We start from the raw sequence: 15,563 nt of genomic DNA, 5'->3' as shown, positions 1-15,563 counted from the left end.
CTCTCCTCCAGGGTCCGGAACTGCATTGCTGCTGCGAGGTGCGCTGAGCGCGCGCTCAGGCCCATGCTACTTATGGGTAACGTAGCTGCACAGTCCTGACAGGCGGAGCGGTGAAGGTCACACCTTCGGGGGTGCCGTGGATCCCCGAGGGGTCAGTACGGGCGTGGGCACGGGATGCGATCCAGCCGCCCCCTCTCCGGTGATCACCCCGAACAGCGTCCGGGCCACCTCCGCTCCGAACCCGTGCACGTCATGACTCATCGCGGACAACGTCGGATGCGTCAGCCGGCACAGCTGCGAGTCGTCCCACGCCAGCAGCGAGACGTCGTCCGGCACCCGCAGCCCCATCTCCGCCGCCACCGACAGCCCCGCCACCGCCATGATGTCGTTGTCGTACACGATCGCCGTCGGCCGGTCGGGCGGCGCGGCCGTCAGCAGGGACCGCGTCGCCCGCGCCCCCGCGTCCCCGGAGAAGTCCGTCGCGACCTGCCACGCCCCGGCCAGTGCCAGCGCTCCCGCCGCCTCGTCGAAGGCCGCCGTCCGGATGGCCGTGTGCCCGAGGGCCGCCGCACCGCCGACCCGGGCGATCCGCCGGTGCCCGAGCGCCGCCAGATAGCGCACCGCCTCCGTCACGGCCGTGGCGTCGTCCGTCCACACCGAGGTGAGCCCCCTGGTCAGCGAGGGATGCCCGACCGCGACCACCGGCAGCCCGAGCCGCTCCACCAGGCCCACCCGGGGATCGTCGGCGCGGAAGTCGACCAGGATCGACCCGCCGACCTGCCGCCCCCGCCACCACGCCTCCTGGACCCCGGTCTCCTCCTCCAGGTTCCGTACGAGCCTCAGCAGCAGCGAGCAGGAGTGCTCGGCCAGCACGCTCTCCACACCCGAGACGAAGTCCATGTACCAGGGCTCGAGCCCCAGCATCCGCGCCGGCCTGCACACCGCGAGACCCACCACGTCCACGCGCGAACCGGCCAGCGTCCGCGCCGTGAGGTTCGGTGCCCAGCCCAGCTCCCGCGCGGCCCGGAAGATCCGGTCCCGGGTTGCCTCCGACAGGCCCGGCTTGTGGTTGAAGGCGAGTGACACGGCACCCTTGGACACACCGGCACGCGCGGCGACGTCCTTGATGGTGACGCGAGGGGGCGGTGCTGCCGTCATCGGGTGGGCTCCACGCAGTACAGGGCCGAACGAGCACGCCGGGCGTCCGGAGTCTTCCAGCCGAGCACCCCGATGGTCACCTCTTCGCCCGGCAGCAGCGTGACCAGCCCCCGGTCGGCCCGGGCCTCCGGATCCAGCCGGTCGGCCTGGAGCAGCAGGTCCCGGACCAGGGTGCGGGCGGTCACGGTGACACCGCCGGGCGCGAGTGCGACATCGAACCGCGGTGCGGGGTAGGGGACTTCGCGGTCCGGCACCGGGAAGTGCAGGGCCCGCAGGCCGTCCGCGTCCGCCACCAGGAACTCCTTCGGCCCGTCGGGCGTCAGCTCGGGCGGGACACCGACCCGGGCCACGGCCCGCCTCCCGGCCGCCAGTTCCACATCCGCCTGCCCCAGCACCTCGCCCTCGACGGACATCCGGCGCAGGGTCAGCGTCCCCCTCCACTCCTCCGCCCCCTGGTTCACGGCGGCCAGCACCAGCCCGCCGTCACCCTCCTGGAGCGTCAGCAACCGGTCCGCGTACAGCCGCTTCAGCTCGTGGAACAGCGGCTTCTCGCGGCCGTCCCCGTCGACCGCCGCCCACGAGGTCACCGGCCAGCAGTCGTTGAGCTGCCAGACGACCGTGCCCGCGCACACCGGCCAGTGCGAGCGCCAGTGCTCGATCCCGGCGGCGACCGCACGCGCCTGGTTGACCTGCGTCAGATAGTGCCAGCGATCGAAGTCCCGGTCCGGTACGGCGAAATGCCGGGCCAGCCCCCGTTCCAGTTTGCCGTTGCCGTCGTCGGCCTTCTGGTGGTGCAGCATGCCGGGGGAGTCCGGCGCGAGCGCCTCCCCGGGCAGCGCCCGGCGCAGGGTGGAGTACGCGGGCGGCGCCTGCCAGCCGAACTCGGCGACGAACCGCGGCACGCTCAGCCGGTAGTCGGCGTAGTCCTCCCGGTTCCACACCTCCCACGAGTGGTGCGTGCCGTGCGCCGGGTCGTTGGGGTGATGCCGCCAGGACCCGGACCAGGGGCTGCCCGCCGTGTACGGCCGGGTCGGATCCAGCTCGGCCACCACACGCGGCAGCACGCCCAGGTAGTAGCCCTCGCCCCAGGAGTCCCCCGCCAGCCTCGGCTCCCACCCCCAGTCCCGGAAGCCCCACAGGTTCTCGTTGTTGCCGTTCCACAGCACCAGCGACGGATGCGGCATCAGCCGTACGACGTTCTCCCGCGCCTCGGCCTCCACCTCGCCGCGCAGCGGCTGCTCCTCCGGGTAGGCCGCGCAGGCGAACGGGAAGTCCTGCCAGACCAGCAGCCCGAGTTCGTCGCAGGCGTCGTAGAAGTCCTCGCTCTCGTAGATCCCGCCGCCCCAGATCCGTACGAGGTCCACGCCCGCCCCGGCCGCCTGCTCCAGCCGCCGCCGGTAGCGCGCGCGGGTGATCCGGGACGGGAAGACGTCGTCCGGGATCCAGTTGACGCCTCGTGCGAAGAGCCGCTCGCCGTTGACGACGAGAGTGAAGCCGGTGCCGTGCGCGTCGGGCCGCCGGTCGAGCTCCACGGTCCGGAAGCCGATCCGCCGCCGCCACACGTCCAGGGCGCCGCCATCGCCCAGCAAGCTCAACTCGACGTTGTACAGCGGCTGTTCGCCATAACCGCGCGGCCACCACAGCTCCGCGTCCGGCACCCGCAGTCGTACCACGCCGTGCGCCCCGTCAAGCTCCGCGCGGGCCCGCACCCCGCCCACCGTGGCCTCCAGGGCGAGCGGCACCTCCACCCGGGTCCGCTCGACATCGACGGCCAGTTCGACAACCCCCGCGCCCTCCTCGACGGTGACCAGCGGACGCACCCGGGCGATCCGGGCCGTGGACCAGTGCTCCAGGCGCACCGGCCGCCAGATCCCGGCCGTCACCAGGGTCGGCCCCCAGTCCCAGCCGAAGGAGCAGGCCATCTTGCGGACGTACTGGTAGGGCTCGGCGTAGGCGGCGGGCCGTTCGCCCAGGCGTCCCCGCACGGCCTCGGCCTCCGCGTACGCGGAGACGAACCGCACCGACAGCGGCCCGGACAGCCCCGTCACATCGAACCGGTACGAGCGGTGCATGTTCCGCACCGTGCCCAGCGGCCGCCCGTCCAGGGAGATCTCGGCGACGGTGTCGAGCCCGTCGAAGACCAGGTCGGTCTGCTCCTGTGTGCCGGGGGCCCCGAGCTCCCGCTCGTACGTCCAGTCCCGGCGCCCCACCCACGCCACCTCGGACTCGCCCTGGCCCAGGAACGGATCCGGGATCACCCCGGCCGCCATCAGATCGGTGTGCACGCAGCCCGGCACGGAGGCCGGCAGTGTGTCCGACTCGTGCCGCAGGATCCATCCGTCGCCGAGCGGTGTGGCCTCCAGCATGCGCACTCCCTTAACCGGTCCAGTGAAGAGTCGTGTCCAGGCTTCGCATCGTTGGCGGGAATGGGACTTTACCGGTTGAGGAAAGCGCTGTCAGAGTGCCGAACCAGCCATACCGCACGTGCTCTTCCGTCCCGAGTTCTCCTCCGCGAACGGAGCTGATGCACATGAACCGCCGTACTCTCCTCGCCCTCGCCGTGGGCGCCGCCCTGCTGGCCTCGGGCTGCACCGGCACCGGAGGCACCTCCAAGGGCGCGGATGCCGAGGCGCCCGACGATCCCGGCAAGGTCAGCGGGACCATCACCGTCCTCACCCACCGGACCGACCTCGTGCAGGACGGGACGATGAAGAAGTACGCCGCCGAGTTCAGCAAGACCTACCCCAAGGTGAAGGTCGAGTTCGAGGGCCTCACCGACTACGAGGGCGAGGTCAAGATCCGTATGAACACCGAGAACTACGGCGACGTCCTCATGATCCCGGCCGTGATCGAGAAGAAGGACTACCCGAAGTTCTTCGCCTCGCTGGGCACCCGGGCCGAGCGGAGCGAGAAGTACCGCTTCACCGACTACTCCACCGTGCGGGACAAGGTCTACGGGCAGAGCCCGATCGGCGTGGTCCCCGGCTTCGTCTACAACAAGAAGGTGTGGAGCGCGGCCGGCATCACCGACTGGCCCACGACCCCGGCCGAGTTCCTCGACGACCTCAAGGCGATCAAGGCCAAGTCCGAGGCGGTGCCGTACTACACCAACTTCAAGGACATGTGGCCGCTGACCCAGTGGACGAACGTCAACGGCTCGGTCGGCTGCGACACCGGGGCCACCACGCGACTCGCCGAGGGCGACCCCTGGGCCGCCGGTGCCGATCTGCGGGTCGGTGACACGCTGCTCCACGACATCGTGAAGTCGGGCCTGATCGAGAAGGACCCGACGACCACCAACTGGGAGGCGTCCAAGCCCAAGCTGGCCAAGGGCGAGATCGCCACGATGTGGCTCGGCTCCTGGGCGATCGTGCAGATGCGGGCCGCGGCGAAGCAGGCGGGCACCGACCCGGCCGACATCGGCTTCATGCCCTTCCCCGCCCAGAAGAACGGCACGTTCTGCGCGGTGACGTCCCCCGACTACCAGCAGGCCGTCAACGTCAACTCCGACCACAAGGCCGCCGCGCGCGCCTGGATCGACTGGTTCACCGACAAGTCCGGCTACGCGGACGCCAACCTCGCCCTCTCACCCCTCAAGGACGCCCCGCTGCCCGACGTCCTGAAGCCGTACGAGGAGGCGGGCGTGAAGCTCCTCGACATCGACGACACCAAGGGCGCCGAGGTCAAGTCCATCGACAACCAGTCCGAGGTCGGCATCTACAAGCCCGACTACCGCCAGGACCTCGTCGACCTCGCCCGCGGCGCCCGCAAGGGCGGCCTGGACGACTTCCTGGCCGGACTCGGCGACAAGTGGACCGAGGCGCAGCGGAACCTGGGGTCCTGATGGCCCGGTCCATCCGGCGGTGGCGGGGCGTGCCCCCCTGGCTCTTCCTCCTCGCCCCGCTCCTCCTGCTGATCACGTTCACCTACGCGCCGATCGTCAACATGGTCGCGTACAGCTTCACCGACTGGGACGGTGTCAGCCCCGAGCTGCACTACACGGGCGCCGAGAACTACGCCGAACTCTTCACCCGCTCCGAGCTGTTCGAGGTGTTCTTCGTCAGCGGGTACTACCTCGCCGCTTCCGTGGTGCAGATCGCCGCCGCGCTCTACTTCGCGACCGTCCTGAGCTTCAACGTCCGCTTCCGCAACTTCTTCAAGGGCGTGCTCTTCTTCCCGTACCTGATCAACGGCGTCGCGATCGGCTTCGTCTTCCTGTACTTCTTCCAGGACGGCGGCACCCTGGACGCGATCCTGGGCCTCGTCGGCTACGACGGCGACCGCGCCTGGCTCGGCACCCCCGCCTCGGCCAACGTCTCGCTCGCCGGCGTCTCGGTCTGGCGGTACATGGGCCTGAACTTCGTCCTCTTCCTCGGGGCGATCCAGTCCATCCCGGGGGAGTTGTACGAGGCGGCCGAGATCGACGGGGCGAACCGCTGGCAGCAGTTCCGCCACATCATCGCGCCCGGCATCCGGCCCGTACTGAGCCTCTCGGTGATCCTGTCCGTCTCCGGGTCGCTGTCCGTCTTCGAGATCCCGTACATCATGACCGGCGGCGCGACCGGCACCGAGACCTTCGTGATCCAGACCGTGAAGCTGGCCTTCCAGTTCAACAAGACGGGCCTCGCCTCGGCGGCGGCCGTCGTACTGCTGCTGATCATCCTGGCGGTGACCTGGGTGCAGCGGCGCCTCGTCCCGGACGACAAGGTGGACCTCGTATGACACGCCGTACGGTGGCCCGGGCCCTCGTGTATCTGTCCCTGGTCCTCGCGACACTGGTCGTGTTCCTGCCGCTGGCCGTGGTCTTCCTGACCTCGCTGAAGACCTCCGGGGAGATGGCGGACGACAGCGGCGCGCTCACGCTGCCCGACGACCCGCTCAACTTCTCCAACTACGTGACGGCGTTCCAGGACGGCCGGATGCTCTCGGCGTTCGCCAACACGGCGATCATCCTGGTGGTCGCCATCGGGGGCACGATCCTGATCGGCTCGATGACGGCGTACGCCATCGACCGCTTCCGGTTCCGCTTCCGCAAGCTGGTCCTGGCGCTGTTCCTGGTCGCCGCGCTGGTCCCCGGGGTGACCACCCAGGTGGCCACCTTCCAGATCGTCAACAGCTTCGGCATGTTCGACAGCCTCTGGGCGCCGATCGCGCTCTACATGGGCACGGACATCGTCTCGATCTACATCTTCCTGCAGTTCGTACGATCGATCCCGGTCTCGCTCGACGAGTCGGCCCGGCTGGACGGCGCCAACGCCTTCACGATCTACCGGAAGATCATCTTCCCGCTGCTGAAACCGGCGATCGCGACGGTCGTGATCGTGAAGGGGATCAACGTCTACAACGACTTCTACATCCCCTTCCTCTACATGCCCTCCGAAGATCTTGGCGTGATCTCGACGTCCCTGTTCCGCTTCAAGGGCCCTTTCGGCGCCCACTGGGAGACCATCTCGGCAGGCGCGATCCTGGTCATCGCCCCGACGCTGCTCGTCTTCCTGTTCCTGCAGAGGTTCATCTACAACGGCTTCACTCGAGGTGCCACGAAGTAGACGCCCTTCTTTCAGGGGCGCGGGGAACTGCGCGAACGACCACATGCGCCCCGCAGCCGCCGTACGGCGAAGACCGCTACGGCGGCTAGGCCTCCTTCACGGACAGCGCCTCCACCAGCACCGGAGTCACCAACTCCACCTGCCAAGCCCGAGCCCCATACCCCTCAAGAGCCGCGCTCACAGACTCCGCGTCCACCACACCCGGCGGCTCCCAGCAGACCCGCCGCACCGTGTCCGGCGTGATCAGATTCTCCTGCGGCATGTTGATCCGCTCAGCCAGCGCCGAAACCCCCGCCCGCGCGGCGGACAGCCGCGCCGCGGCGACGGGATCCTTGTCGGCCCAGGCCCGCGGCGGCGGCGGCCCCGCGACCGGCTGCCCCGGCTGCGGCAACTGCGCCTCGGTCAGCGCCTTCGCCCGGTCCACGGCCGCCTGCCACTGTTCCAGCTGCCGCTTGCCCGTCCGGTGTCCGAAACCGTTCAGCGCGGCGAGGGCGTGCACGTTGGCCGGAAGGGACAGCGCGGCCTCCACGATGGCCGCGTCCCCGAGCACCTTGCCGGGCGAGACGTCCCGCCGCTGCGCGATCCGGTCCCGGGTCTGCCACAGCTCCCGCACAACGGCCAGCTGCCGCCGCCGGCGCACCTTGTGCATGCCCGACGTACGACGCCACGGGTCCTTGCGCGGCTCCGGCGGCGGGGCCGAGGCGATCGCGTCGAACTCCTGGCGGGCCCACTCCAGCTTGCCCTGCCGGTCCAGCTCCTTCTCCAGCGCGTCACGCAGGTCGACGAGCAGCTCGACGTCCAGCGCCGCGTACCGCAGCCACGGCTCGGGCAGCGGCCGGGTGGACCAGTCGACCGCGGAGTGTCCCTTCTCCAGGACGAAGCCGAGCACGCCCTCGACCATCGCGCCGAGGCCGACCCGGGGGAACCCGGCGAGCCGGCCGGCCAGCTCGGTGTCGAAGAGCCGCGTCGGCACCATGCCTATCTCGCGCAGACAGGGCAGGTCCTGGGTGGCGGCGTGCAGCACCCACTCGACGCCGGAGAGGGCCTCGCCCAGGGCGGACAGGTCGGGGCAGGCCACGGGGTCGATCAGAGCCGAGCCCGCGCCCTCACGGCGCAACTGCACCAGGTAGGCGCGCTGGCCGTAGCGGTAGCCGGACGCCCGCTCGGCGTCGACGGCGACCGGGCCGGTCCCCGCCGCGAAGGCGGCGATCACCCGGGCCAGGGCGGTCTCGTCCGCGATCACGGGCGGAATGCCCTCGCGCGGCTCGAGCAAGGGGGTCGGCGCCTCCGTAGCAGAAGATCCGCCGTCGTCCGGAGGGGCGCCTCCGGTGGTTCGCAGTGAGCTGTCTGCTGCGGTGTCGTGGGCGTCGGTCACCTGTCAAGGGTATCCATGTATGGACAGCGCCCGCCGAGGGACCGTTCCGTCGACGGGCGCCCGAGGGTCGCAAACCAGTCACGTCGGGGAAGTACGGGGTTCGCGAGCCACGTCTGGGGTGAAGGGGATCGGCGGCCGATCCCGTTCACGTGAGTGAATGATCACAAAGGGTCATGGCGGAGCGGGTCAGTGGATGATCCCGGTCCGCAGCGCCACCGCCACCATGCCGGCGCGGTCGCCCGTGCCGAGCTTGCGGGCGATGCGGGCGAGGTGGCTCTTGACGGTCAGCGCGGACAGGCCCATCGAGACGCCGATCGCCTTGTTCGACTGGCCCTCCGCGACCAGTCGCAGCACCTCGACCTCACGGCCGGACAGTTCGCGGTAGCCGCCCGGGTGACTCGGGGCACCCGGGGGGCGGCGGTGCAGACGCGCGGCGGCGGCTCCGATGGGAGCGGCGCCCGGCCGGGTGGGGAGCCCGACGTTGGTACGGGTGCCGGTGACGACGTAACCCTTCACCCCGCCGGCGAGCGCGTTGCGCACGGCGGCGATGTCGTCGGCGGCGGAGAGGGCGAGGCCGTTGGGCCAGCCCGCCGCGCGGGTCTCCGACAGCAGGGTGAGGCCGGAGCCGTCCGGCAGGTGGACGTCGGCGACGCAGATGTCGCGGGGGTTGCCGATGCGGGGACGAGCCTCCGCGATGGACGAGGCCTCGATGACATCGCGCACACCGAGCGCCCACAGGTGGCGGGTGACGGTGGAGCGGACGCGCGGGTCGGCCACGACCACCATGGCGGTCGGCTTGTTCGGGCGGTAGGCGACCAGGCTTGCGGGCTGCTCGAGGAGAACGGACACCAGGCCTCCTGGGGTGCGGGACGGGGCCGGCTCGTGGGGATGAAGCCGGGACGAACCGTGCTTTCAAGGTCACAGTCGTCTTCGGCACCGAACCCGTCCGCCTTTAGAGAATGATCACGATTCGGTGATAACAATCCGTGCAATTCGGACACGCGGTCGATCATTCGAAGGTCGAACGGTTTCGCTCTGCGTCGCTACGCGGTCGAAAGTGGCCGTATCGACAAAGTGATTCGGCCAAGAGGGGGATGCGGGTGTGATCGTCGACCGGACATGGCTGACCGCCCCGCACAAGGTCGATCAGTGCGGGGCGGTCAGGGGTAGGTCAGCAGGCTCGCGATCAGCGGGACTGGGGTCCCCGCCGCTGCGGCAGGGTCACCACCGACGCGTCGCCCGGCCCGGCCGGCGGCAGTCCCGCGACCTGGGCGAGCAGATCACACCAGGCCGCCAGGTGCCCGGCCGTGTCCGGAACCCCGCCCATGCCCTCGCGCGGCGTCCACGACGCGCGGATCTCGATCTGTGAGGCGGCCGGGCGCGCGGACAGACCGCCGAAGTAGTGCGAACTCGCGCGCGTGACGGTGCCGCTCGGCTCCCCGCACGCCAGCCCGCGCGCCTGGAGCGCGCCGGTCAGCCAGGTCCAGCACACCTCCGGCAGCAGCGGGTCCGCCGCCATCTCCGGCTCCAGTTCGGCGCGTACCAGCGTCACCAGCCGGAAGGTGCCCTGCCAGGCCTCGTGGCCCGCCGGGTCGTGCAGCAGCACCAGCCGGCCGTCGGCCAGGTCCTGGTCGCCGTCGACGACCGCCGCCTCCAGCGCGTAGGTGTAGGGGGCGAGCCGCTGCGGCGGGCGCGTCGGCTCGATCTCGATCTGGGGCCGCAGCCGCGCCGTCCTGAGCGCGTCGACGGCGGACCGGAAGGGCAGCGGGGCGGTGTCCGCCTCCCTCCGGTCGTTCTCGGTGTCCTTCGCTTCGTCCATTCCGCCAGCGCCGTCCGACAGTCGTCCCTGAGCCGCAGCCATGCGGGAAGGTTACGGGGACCGGGCCCCGGGTGCCGGGCTAGACACCCCGCACCGCTCCAGGGGCTGAATCGCGCTCCTTGACGGCGTGCGAAACTTGGCCCCGTGAGTGCCAACGACGCCCCCCGGGCCCAGCAGCCGTCCGCCACATACGACTCAGCCTTCCTCAAGGCCTGCCGGCGCGAGCCCGTGCCGCACACCCCGGTGTGGTTCATGCGGCAGGCCGGGCGCTCACTGCCGGAGTACCGCAAGGTCCGTGAGGGCGTTCCGATGCTCGAGTCCTGCATGCGGCCGGAACTGGTCACCGAGATCACGCTCCAGCCGGTGCGCCGGCACGACGTGGACGCGGCGATCTACTTCAGCGACATCGTCGTCCCGCTCAAGGCCATCGGCGTCGACCTCGACATCAAGCCCGGCGTCGGCCCGGTCGTCGAGCGCCCGATCCGCACCCGGGCGGACCTCGCGCAGCTGCGCGACCTGACCCCCGAGGACGTCTCCTACGTCACCGAGGCCATCGGCCTGCTGACGCGCGAGCTCGGCGCCACGCCCCTCATCGGCTTCGCCGGCGCCCCGTTCACCCTCGCCAGCTACCTCGTCGAGGGCGGCCCGTCCCGCACGTACGAGAACGCCAAGGCGATGATGTACGGCGACCCCGAGCTCTGGGCCGACCTGCTCGACCGCCTCGCGGACATCACGACCGCCTTCCTCAAGGTGCAGATCGAGGCGGGCGCCTCCGCGGTCCAGCTCTTCGACTCCTGGGCCGGCGCCCTGGCCCCCGTCGACTACCGGCGTTCGGTCCTGCCCGCCTCGGCGAAGGTCTTCGAGGCCGTGGCCGGCTACGGCGTACCGCGCATCCACTTCGGCGTCGGCACCGGCGAGCTGCTGGGCCTCATGGGCGAGGCCGGCGCGGACGTCGTCGGCGTCGACTGGCGCGTCCCGCTGGACGAGGCCGTCCGCCGCGTCGGCCCCGGCAAGGCGCTCCAGGGCAACCTCGACCCGACCGTGCTCTTCGCCCCGACGGAGGCCGTCGAGGCGAAGACCCGGGAGGTCCTGGACGCGGCGGCGGGCCTGGAGGGCCATGTCTTCAACCTCGGCCACGGCGTCATGCCGTCCACCGACCCGGACGCGCTGACGCGGCTCGTGGAGTACGTGCACACGCACAGCGCCCGCTGACGGGACGGGGTCAGGACGGGTCAGGACGACGGGCCCTCCCGCGTCGCCCGGATCAGCCGCCAGGCAGCCGGCCGCGGGCAGGGCCAGGAGCACCGGCAGACCCCGCCGATCATCGAGGCGGCGATCACATGGGCTCCCGCCCGCCGCGCCCGCGGCACCGCCCGGGACAGCCGGCGATGACGACCGCGTCGACATGCCGCCCGGCAATCGCCGAGCCCGGTGAACGCTGCCGTAGGGGCGTGCGTATGTGTCGGCAACCGCCCGCGGCGCGGGGAAGGCGGGTCGCGGGGCCGACGTGAGGAACAGGCGATGAACGACCGAGTTACTCCCGCGATGCACGCACTGCCCGACGGCGAGGCGGAGCTCACGCTGGTGGTGCGGCTGCCCTGGGAGGACGTGGCCCGTCTCGGCCAGGACGCGGGGCGGCTGGCCACCCAGTTGCGACGGCCCGTGACGCTGGAAGAGGCGGTGAGCCACCGGTTGCGGTCGACCCGGGTGGCCTCGCACGCGAAGCCGGCCGGGGAGCAGCCGCCGGCGGTGACGGCGGCGCCCGCGTCGGTGTCCTCGTTGCCGTCCCGGCCGCCGGCGGAGCAGGCGCGGCAGGCGATCGACCGGATCAACGGTACGGCTGGGACTGCGTAGGGGTTCGCCGTGGGGGTGCGGGTGCGTGGCCGGGTGCGGCGCCGTCGTGGCCGTTCGCGCAGTTCCCCGCGCCCCTGAAAGAAGGGCATCGCCCGCCGCCCCTATGAGGTCTCGCGGACCTTCGCCGCCGCCTTGCGGGCCGCTACCAGGATCGGGTCCCAGACGGGGGAGAACGGTGGGGCGTAGCCGAGGTCCAGGGCCGTCATCTGTTCTGCCGTCATGCCCGCCGTGAGGGCGACCGCCGCGATGTCGACGCGCTTGCCCGCGCCCTCCCTGCCCACGATCTGAACGCCTAGGAGGCGGCCCGTGCGGTGTTCGGCGAGCATCTTGACCGTCATGGGGGAGGAGTTCGGGTAGTAGCCGGCGCGGCTCGTCGACTCGATGGTGACCGCCTCGAAGCGCAGGCCCACACGGTGGGCGTCCTTCTCGCGCAGTCCCGTGCGCGCGATCTCCAGGTCGCAGACCTTGCTGACGGCCGTGCCGACCACGCCCGGAAAGGTGGCGTAGCCGCCGCCGGCATTGGTGCCGATGACCTGGCCGTGCTTGTTGGCGTGGGTGCCGAGCGGGATGTGCCGTTGCTGGCCGGAGACCAGGTCGAGGACCTCGACGCAGTCGCCGCCGGCCCAGATGTTCTCGTACCCGCGCACCCGCATCGAGCGGTCGGTGAGCAGACCGTGGTGCGTGCCGAGCGGGAGGCCGGCCGCCTTGGCGAGCGTCGTCTCGGGGCGTACGCCGATGCCGAGCACGACGACGTCCGCGGGGAAGTCGCGGTCCTTCGTGGCCACCGCGCGTACCCGGCCGTCGTCGCCCGTCAGGATCTCGGTGACCTCGGCGTCGTTCACCATCGTGATGCCCAGGCCCTCCATGGCCTCGTGCACCAGGCGGCCCATGTCGGGGTCGAGGGTCGCCATGGGCTCGCTGCCGCGGTTGACGACCGTCACCTCGTAGCCGCGGTTGATGAGCGCCTCGGCCATCTCCACGCCGATGTAGCCGGCCCCCACGACCACCGCGCGACGGCCGCGCGTGCGTGTCAGCGTGTCGAGCAGCGCCTGCCCGTCGTCCAGCGTCTGCACCCCGTGCACCCCGGGCGCGTCGACCCCGGGCAGATCGGGTCGGATCGGCCGGGCGCCGGTCGCGATCACGAGCTTGTCGTACGACGTCCAGGACTCGGCGCCGGAGTCGACGTCACGCGCGCGTACCCGCTGTCCGTCGGGGTCGAGCTCGGTGACCTCGGTGCGCAGCCGCAGATCGATGTCCCGCGCGCGGTGTTCCTCGGGAGTGCGGGCGATGAGCCGGTCCCGGTCCGGGACGTCGCCGCCCACCCAGTAGGGGATGCCGCACGCCGAGTACGACGTGAAATGGCCGCGCTCGAACGCCACGATCTCCAGCTCGTCGGGCTTGTTCAGACGGCGTGCCTGCGACGCCGCGGACATCCCCGCGGCGTCGCCGCCGATCACGACCAGTCGCTCCCGTGTATCCCGCGTACGGTTCATGCTCATGCGAACACGCTACGGGAGCAGGGCATTTCAGTCCTGCTCGCCGGGGGTGCGCGGCTGCCCGGACTCCGGGGCCGGGCGGGCCGTCGGCAGCGGGCCGAGCGCGCTCGTGGCGGGCGCGGGCCGCGGGCGGCGCGGGAGGCGGGGGCGGACGACCCGCAGCCACAGCAGCGTGATCAGGGCCGCCACCGCGGCGAACGGCAGGATCGCGCCGAGGGCCACGGCGAGCCAGCGCAGCATCGTCACGAAGGCGTTCCAGCCGCCCGCGAGCGCGTCCACGAAGCCCGGGTCCTCGTCCTTCGCCTCCTTCTTCTTCGCCGGGGTCTCGGACAGCGAGAGGGTGATGGTGGCCAGGCTCGTGCGGTCCTTCAGGGACGTCTGGCGGGCGAGCAGCGCCTCCAGGTCGGCCTGGCGGGTGCTCAACTCGCCCTCCAGGGTCACCACGTCGCTGAGCTTGGTGGCCTGGTCCATCAGCTCGCGGATCCGGGCCACGCTCGCGCGCTGCGACTTGATCCGGCTCTCCACGTCCACGACCTGGTCGGTGACGTCCTCGGCCTTGGCGTTGCGGTCGAGGAGTTTTCCGGCGCCCTCCAGCTCGGCGAGGACCTGGTCGTACTTCTCGACGGGCACGCGCAGCACGACCCGGGTCCGCTCATGGCCGTCCTCGTCCCGGGTGGTGGTCTCGTTGCCGACGTAGCCGCCCGCGTTCTCGGTGCCGGTGCGGGCCTCCTCCAGGGCCTTGGGGACGTCCTTGACCTGGACGGTCAGCGAGGCGGTGCGGATGATGTGGTTCGCGGTGAGCTTCGGCGGTGCGGTCGCCCTGGCTCCGCTTCCGGCGCCGCCGGGCGCCGCCTCCTGCGCGCCGGACGTGTCGCCCGCCTTGTCGTCGGCCTGCGGGGCGGCGACTCCGCGGTCGGCGCTGCTGCCGCCGGACTCGTCGCCCGCGCCGCTGCATCCGGTGAGGGCGAGGGCCGCGGCCAGCAGGAGCGCGGCCAGGGTCGGGACCGGATGACGTGCGGTTCGTCGTGTGCGCATGTGGGCTACCCCCGGGGCTCGATTCCGCTGACGCTTCTTCGACGCCCGGACGGCGCCTGACGTTTGGTCCTGGACGGTTCCGATGCGGTCACGGTCGGGACTCGTGCGGGACACCGGGGCACGGCCGCGCTGTCAGGGGGCTTGCGTTGGTGGACGGGAGTTCTTGTTCCGAACGGGTGACCTTTCTGGGTGGTGGTCGTTGGGTGTGACGACGGGTGTTCTCGGTGCCTTGAGGGGAGGGTGGTGGCGGTGGGTGGACTGCGGGAGGTGGCGGCGCCGTTCGTCGCGCTCGGCCCGTCCGGTGTGGCGGTGCGGGACCGTCTGAAGCACCTCACGGCCGAGGACGAGAAGGTGCTCCAGCGGGTGGGCGCGCATCTGGGATCGCTGGCGTCGAAAGACCTCAAAGCCCGCTGCAGGGACGGGCTTGGACACTGCGCCGATAGCTGGGCGGCGCGTAAGCGGGAGCTGACGGCGGAGTCGTCCTCGCGGTGGGCCGGGTCGATCACGAAGGCCACGCACGACCAGTGGGCACTGGCCCGGCGCGGGCAGGCAGCGCATGTGCAGTCGCTCGAGGCCGGTATCGCCGCGATCCGGCATCGCCTGTCGCTCCCGGTCGGCGCCAAGGGCACCAAACACGCTCCGGGCGGCTACCGATCGGCGCGTGAGTGGTTCAGCAAGTCGCGCCGCCTGCAGGTCCTCGAAGACCGGCTGAACCAGGTCCGCGCCGACCGGGAAGCGGGCCGGATGCATGTCGTGCGGGGCGGCAGACGGCTGCTGGGCACCCGCCACCACCTCGACGATGCGCAGCTCACCGAGGCCCAGTGGCGGACCCGCTGGGAGGCCGGGCGCTGGTTTCTCGCCGCTGACGGGGAGTCCGGGAAACGCTTTCGGCAACGAGACGACCGCGCATCACGCCCGACGGCGAGGTCAGCATCAAGCTCCCGGCCCCGCTCGCCGAGCTGGCCAACGCCGGGCACGGCCGGTACGTCCTCGCCGCGCGGGTGCGCTTCCCGCACCGGGGGCAGGAGTGGGCCGATCGTGTGGAGGCCAACCGGGCGGTGGCCTACCGCATCCACCACGACGTGCAGCGCGGGCGCTGGTATGTCACGGCGTCCTGGCAGATCCCGCCGGTGCAGACCGTCCCGATCGAAGCCGCCCTCGCCCACGGCGTGATCGGTGTCGACACCAACGCCGACCACCTGGCCGTTTGGCGCCTCGACGTCCACGGCAACCCGATCGGCCGGCCCCGCCGCTTCCACTACGACCTGTCCGGCAGC

General features: G+C 71.4%; 12 protein-coding genes and 1 pseudogene. 6 read left to right on the top strand and 7 right to left on the bottom strand.

Translation table 11 applies throughout. From position 1 onward, the window contains the following. Positions 1–117: 117 nt before the first annotated feature. Positions 118–1,158, bottom strand: a complete 1,041-nt coding sequence (locus ACWIF2_RS01750; RefSeq protein ID WP_454358027.1) for a LacI family DNA-binding transcriptional regulator — start codon at positions 1,156–1,158, stop codon at positions 118–120. Beyond that, positions 1,155–3,524, bottom strand: a complete 2,370-nt coding sequence (locus ACWIF2_RS01745) for a glycoside hydrolase family 2 protein (protein WP_454358026.1) — start codon at positions 3,522–3,524, stop codon at positions 1,155–1,157. Before ACWIF2_RS01745 ends, ACWIF2_RS01750 begins: the two co-directional genes overlap by 4 nt. 164 nt (positions 3,525–3,688) lie before the next feature. Between ACWIF2_RS01745 and ACWIF2_RS01740 the strand changes: the two genes are divergently transcribed. From ACWIF2_RS01740 to ACWIF2_RS01730, 3 genes are read left to right on the top strand one after another with little or no spacing between them, the layout of a single operon-like run. After that, positions 3,689–5,002 (top strand): ABC transporter substrate-binding protein, encoded by a 1,314-nt coding sequence (locus ACWIF2_RS01740; protein WP_454358025.1) that lies wholly within the window; start codon positions 3,689–3,691, stop codon positions 5,000–5,002. Beyond that, the gene (locus tag ACWIF2_RS01735; RefSeq protein WP_454358024.1) at positions 5,002–5,880 is read left to right on the top strand and encodes a carbohydrate ABC transporter permease; all 879 of its coding nucleotides are present in this window, start codon (positions 5,002–5,004) and stop codon (positions 5,878–5,880) included. Before ACWIF2_RS01740 ends, ACWIF2_RS01735 begins: the two co-directional genes overlap by 1 nt. After that, a complete protein-coding gene (locus tag ACWIF2_RS01730) occupies positions 5,877–6,707 on the top strand; it encodes a carbohydrate ABC transporter permease (protein WP_454358023.1) in 831 nt (276 codons plus the stop codon). The genes ACWIF2_RS01735 and ACWIF2_RS01730 overlap by 4 nt, the downstream gene beginning before the upstream one ends. Before the next feature lie 85 nt (positions 6,708–6,792). On the opposite strand, the gene ACWIF2_RS01725 is transcribed toward ACWIF2_RS01730, so the two are convergent. From ACWIF2_RS01725 to ACWIF2_RS01715, 3 genes are all read right to left on the bottom strand, one after another. After that, a complete protein-coding gene (locus ACWIF2_RS01725; protein ID WP_454358022.1) occupies positions 6,793–8,082 on the bottom strand; it encodes a ribonuclease D in 1,290 nt (429 codons plus the stop codon). Between the two features lie 186 nt (positions 8,083–8,268). Beyond that, complete coding sequence (locus ACWIF2_RS01720) at positions 8,269–8,931, bottom strand: response regulator transcription factor (protein ID WP_184589340.1); 663 nt, start codon at positions 8,929–8,931, stop codon at positions 8,269–8,271. Positions 8,932–9,268: 337 nt separating this feature from the next. Continuing rightward, on the bottom strand, positions 9,269–9,943 hold the full coding sequence (locus ACWIF2_RS01715) for a DUF3000 domain-containing protein (protein WP_454358021.1): 675 nt from the start codon (positions 9,941–9,943) through the stop codon (positions 9,269–9,271). 102 nt (positions 9,944–10,045) lie between these two features. On the opposite strand from ACWIF2_RS01715, the gene hemE reads away from it, so the two are divergent. Next, a complete protein-coding gene (hemE, locus tag ACWIF2_RS01710) occupies positions 10,046–11,113 on the top strand; it encodes a uroporphyrinogen decarboxylase (protein ID WP_454358020.1) in 1,068 nt (355 codons plus the stop codon). 309 nt (positions 11,114–11,422) lie between these two features. Continuing rightward, positions 11,423–11,755, top strand: a complete 333-nt coding sequence (locus tag ACWIF2_RS01705; protein ID WP_031109274.1) for a hypothetical protein — start codon at positions 11,423–11,425, stop codon at positions 11,753–11,755. Positions 11,756–11,856: 101 nt separating this feature from the next. Here the strand turns inward: ACWIF2_RS01705 and ACWIF2_RS01700 are convergent, their stop codons facing one another. Next, a complete protein-coding gene (locus tag ACWIF2_RS01700) occupies positions 11,857–13,254 on the bottom strand; it encodes an FAD-dependent oxidoreductase (RefSeq protein ID WP_454358019.1) in 1,398 nt (465 codons plus the stop codon). Between the two features lie 27 nt (positions 13,255–13,281). Further along, the gene (locus tag ACWIF2_RS01695) at positions 13,282–14,286 is read right to left on the bottom strand and encodes a DUF4349 domain-containing protein (RefSeq protein ID WP_454358018.1); all 1,005 of its coding nucleotides are present in this window, start codon (positions 14,284–14,286) and stop codon (positions 13,282–13,284) included. Positions 14,287–14,535: 249 nt separating this feature from the next. Between ACWIF2_RS01695 and ACWIF2_RS01690 the strand changes: the two are divergent. Next, positions 14,536–15,563: pseudogene (locus tag ACWIF2_RS01690) on the top strand (IS200/IS605 family accessory protein TnpB-related protein); the annotation flags it as partial.

It is taken from the genome of Streptomyces sp. NPDC055506 (assembly GCF_053643595.1).
Note: the sequence above shows the minus strand (reverse complement) of the source record. Positions and strands in the feature narration are given on the sequence as shown.